Here is a 4033-nt window from a genome sequence, read left to right on the forward strand (position 1 = left end):
GGGGCCCTCGACGGTGGCGGCGACGGCTTCGGCCTTGCCGGGGCCGGTGGCCAGCAGCACGAGGTGGCGCGCCTCCAGGATGGTGCCGATGCCCTGGGTGATGACGTGGTGCGGCACCTCGTCCAGGGAGTCGAAGAAGCGTGCGTTGTCCTCGCGGGTCTGCGGCGTCAGGGTCTTGATCCTGGTGCGGGAGGCGAGGGAGGAGCAGGGCTCGTTGAAGCCGATGTGCCCGTCGGTGCCGATGCCCAGGATCTGCAGGTCCACCCCGCCCGCCTCCTTGAGCTCCGCCTCGTATTCAGCGCAGGCGGCCGGGATGTCGGGGCGGGTGCCGTCGGGGCCGAGGAAGGTGTCGAGCGAGAGGCCGAGCGGCTCGAGCACCTCGCGGGCGATGACGGAGCGGTAGGACTCCGGGTGGCCGGCCGGCAGGCCGACGTACTCGTCGAGCTGGCACACCCGCAGCCGGGAGACGTCGAGGGGCGCGCCCTGCTCCCCCTGCCCTGCCGCGCGATCCCCCTGCCCGACCGGCTTCCCGTGCACCCGCGCGGCCAGCGCCCGGTAGATCGGCAGCGGGGTGGAACCGGTGGCCACGCCCAGCAGGGCGTCCGGCTTGCGGGTGACCAGCGCGGCGATCGCCTCGGCGATCAGCTCGCCGCCGGCCGCGGCGTCGGGGACGATGACGACTTCCATCAGTGCTCGCTCTTTCTTCCGGTGGTACCGGTCCGTCCGGTCAGCAGTTCGGCGGCGGCCTGCCCGTTCACGCGGGCCCCGCCATAGGTCAGCAGGTCCGCCAGATCCCCGTGCGGGAGGCCGAACTCGACCACCACGGCGTCCGGGCGCGCGACCCTGACCGCCTCCACCGCACGCCGCATCCACGGGTTGCGGTGCAGGTCGCGCACGCACAGCAGCAGCGGTCTGGCGGCCGCGCGGGCGAGGACCGGGGCGACGTCGACGACGGCGTCGTGGTCGATCACGGAGGTGACCACGAGACCGACGCTCTCGGTGCCGACGGTGGGCGCGTGGATCTGCTCGGCCGTGGTGCCCGGCAGCAGTTCGGCCAGCGGGGCGGCCAGGCCCCACGGGGTGGCGCTGTCCACGGCGAGGGAGACCAGCGGGGAGAACTCGACCACGTGCGGGGGCTCGGCCAGCGGCTTGATCTCGCCGCGCACGGTGATCGCGCGGCGGGCCGCCTCGAGGCCGACGGACCGGTCCTGCACCGCGCTCGCGGCCGCCGCCCGGGCCTGCCGGGACCACCGGGCCGCGGCCCGGTTGCGCTCGGCCGCCTCGTGCAGCCGCTCGGCCGAGAGCCGCCCCTCGCGCACCGCCCACACCAGCGCGTCGCGCAGGTACAGGTAGGCCTCCTCGCCCTCCCGGCTGCCGCCCCAGCACAGCGCGTCGCAGCCGGCCGCCACCGCCCTGACGGTGCCCTCGGCCACGCCCCAGTTCCCCGAGATCGCGCCCATGTCGATGCCGTCGGTGACGATCACGCCGTCGAAGCCGAGCTCGTTGCGCAGCAGGCCGGTCAGCACCCGCGGGGACATCGTGGCCGGCAGCTGCGTGTCGTAGCGCGGGAACAGGATGTGCGAGGTCATGATCGCCTTCGTGCCGGCCTCGATGGCGGACCGGAAGGGCGCGAGGTGGAGCAGTTCGAGCGCCTCGTCGTACTCGACCATGGGCAGGCCCAGGTGCGAGTCGCCGGAGGTGTCGCCGTGCCCGGGGAAGTGCTTGGCCGTGGCTATCACGCCGACCGACTGCAGACCCCTGACGTACGCGGCGGTGTGCCGGGCCGTCAGCTCGCTCTCGGCGCCGAAGGAGCGCACCCCGATGACCGGATTGTCCGGGTTGGCGTTGACGTCGGCGCAGGGCGCGTAGTTGAAGTTCACGCCCAGCTCGAGCAGGTCGAGGCCGATCGAGCGGGCGACGGCCTCGGTCAGCACGACGTCGTCGACGCGGCCGAGGGCCAGGTTGCCCGGGTAGGACGAGCCCTCGCCGATCTCCAGCCGGGTGACGTCGCCGCCCTCCTCGTCCAGGGAGATCAGCACGTCCTCGTCGGCCTCGCGCAGCTGCCCGCACAGGGCCGCGGTCTGCTCGCGGTCGACCAGGTTGCGGGAGAAGAGCACCACGCCGCCGAGTCGGCGCGCTTCGAGCGCGCGCAGCGCCCAGGCCGGGGCCTCGGTCTCCGGGAAGACCATCTGCAACACCGCTCCGGCGTCGCGGGTGAGCTCGGCCGGCGCACCGTCCTTCGGCATGCGATCATCCTCGTCAGAGAGTCGGCCAGGAAGTTTGACCAAGAAGTGGTTTAGACCACTCTAGTCTTCCAGAGCCCGGCGGACCGGGTCAACCGCCGCTCGGCCAGTTCACCTCGGGCGCCTCGTAGAAGTTGATCCCGGCCGCCCGCCAGTACGGCGCCTGGGCCGCGAGACGGCGCTCGAACGCGCTCAGGCGGTGCGCCGAGGCCGGGGACCAGCCCAACTCGGCCACCGCGGTCAGCCGCGGGAAGGCGAGGTATTCGAGGTCGGACATGGTGGTCAGCGTCTCGCCCCACATCGCCGCCTCGATCCCGTAGACCGCCGAGGAGGGCACGCCCAGCAGGTACGTGGACGGGTCCCACTCGTAGGACTGCGCCAGCGAGATCGGGCCGGCCCAATCCAGCCCCAGCACGGTGTCCTGGTCGTACTTCTGGTCCAGGTACGCGTGGTTCGCCGGGGCCAGCACCACCTTCGTGCCCGCGGCCACCGCGGCCTGGAAGGCGGGCGTCGGGCTCTCGGTGGTCTCCCAGTACTCGGCCAGGGTCGGCGCCGACGCGGTGGAACCGGTCTGCGCGTTGGTGATCGCGTCCCAGCCCATCGGGATCTTGCCGTCCGCCCGCACCTGCGCGGCGGCCCAGGTCATGAAGCTCGCGTAGGCGGGGGCCGGGGTGGACTGCGCCTCGTCGCCGCCGATGTCGATGTAGGAGCCCGGCGTCAGCGCAACGAGCTGCTTGAGCACGGCCGCGACGAAGGTCTTCACGGCCGGCTTGTCCGTGCACAGCGTGCTGAATCCGGTGCCGGTCCCCGTGTACGGCGCCGGCGCCTTGCCGTCGCAGGTCAGGTCGCCGTACGCGGCCTCGGCCGCGTTCACGTGCCCGGGCATGTCGATCTCGGGGATCACGGTGATGTACCGGGCCGCCGCGTACGCCACGATCTGCCGGTACTGCGCCTGCGTGTAGTACCCGCCGGTGCCGGGGCCCACCTCGGAGTTCGCGCCGACCCCGGTGAGCGCCGGGTAGCCCTCGATCGCGAGGCGCCAGCCCTGGTCGTCGGTCAGGTGCAGGTGCAGGTAGTCGATCTTGTAGCGGGAGACCTCGTCGATGTACCGCTCCACGTCCGCCACGTCGAAGAAGTGCCGTGCCACGTCCAGCGAGGCGCCCCGGTACGCGTAGCGCGGATAGTCGGTCACCGAGCCCGCGGGAACCGGCCAGGAAGCCCCCTGGACGGCCGTGGGCGACTCGATGGAGGCCGGCAGCAGCTGCCGCAGCGTCTGCACCCCTTCGAAGAGCCCTGCGGCGCTCTGGGCGCTCAGCACGATCCCGTCCGAGGTCACCTTCAGCTGGTAGCCCTGGTCCCCCACCGACGCGGGCGCGCCGGAGAGGGTGAGCCGGATCGCGTCGCCCGAGGGTGCGGCCGAGACCACCGGCAGCCGGTATCCGGTGGCCGGGCGCAGCAGGCCGGCCAGGTAGTCGGCCACCGGCGCGGCGGCGGAGGAGGCGGCGTAGAGCGACGTGCCCGAGTCCAGCTCGAACTCCTGTCCCGGGGTCTGCGCGGCCGAGACCGGCGCAGGCAGGATGTCGGCGTACGAGGCGGGCCCAGCGGTCGCGGCCGGGGCGGGCGCTTTGCCGCCGCAGCCCGCGCTCAGGGCGGTGCAGCCGAGCAGCACGGCGGCCAGGTAGTCGGCCACCGGCGCGGCGGCGGAGGAGGCGGCGTAGAGCGACGTGCCCGAGTCCAGCTCGAACTCCTGTCCCGGGGTCTGCGCGGCCGAGACCGGCGCAGGCAGGATG

Annotated in this window: 3 protein-coding genes; all 3 read right to left on the reverse strand. The window is 73.2% G+C overall.

What is annotated here, in order from left to right:
* Positions 1 to 687: glucosamine-6-phosphate deaminase (locus tag KDL01_RS39545; RefSeq protein ID WP_212533861.1), on the reverse strand; the 687-nt coding region annotated here is incomplete at its 3' end.
* A complete protein-coding gene (locus KDL01_RS39550; RefSeq protein WP_212533862.1) occupies positions 687 to 2246 on the reverse strand; it encodes a glycoside hydrolase family 3 protein in 1560 nt (519 codons plus the stop codon). The genes KDL01_RS39545 and KDL01_RS39550, both read right to left, overlap by 1 nt.
* An 88-nt stretch (positions 2247 to 2334) precedes the next feature.
* Positions 2335 to 4033: beta-N-acetylhexosaminidase (locus KDL01_RS39555; protein WP_212533863.1), on the reverse strand; the 1699-nt coding region annotated here is incomplete at its 5' end.

Origin of the sequence: Actinospica durhamensis (assembly GCF_018139695.1) — a bacterium.
GTDB lineage: Bacteria > Actinomycetota > Actinomycetes > Streptomycetales > Catenulisporaceae > Actinospica > Actinospica durhamensis.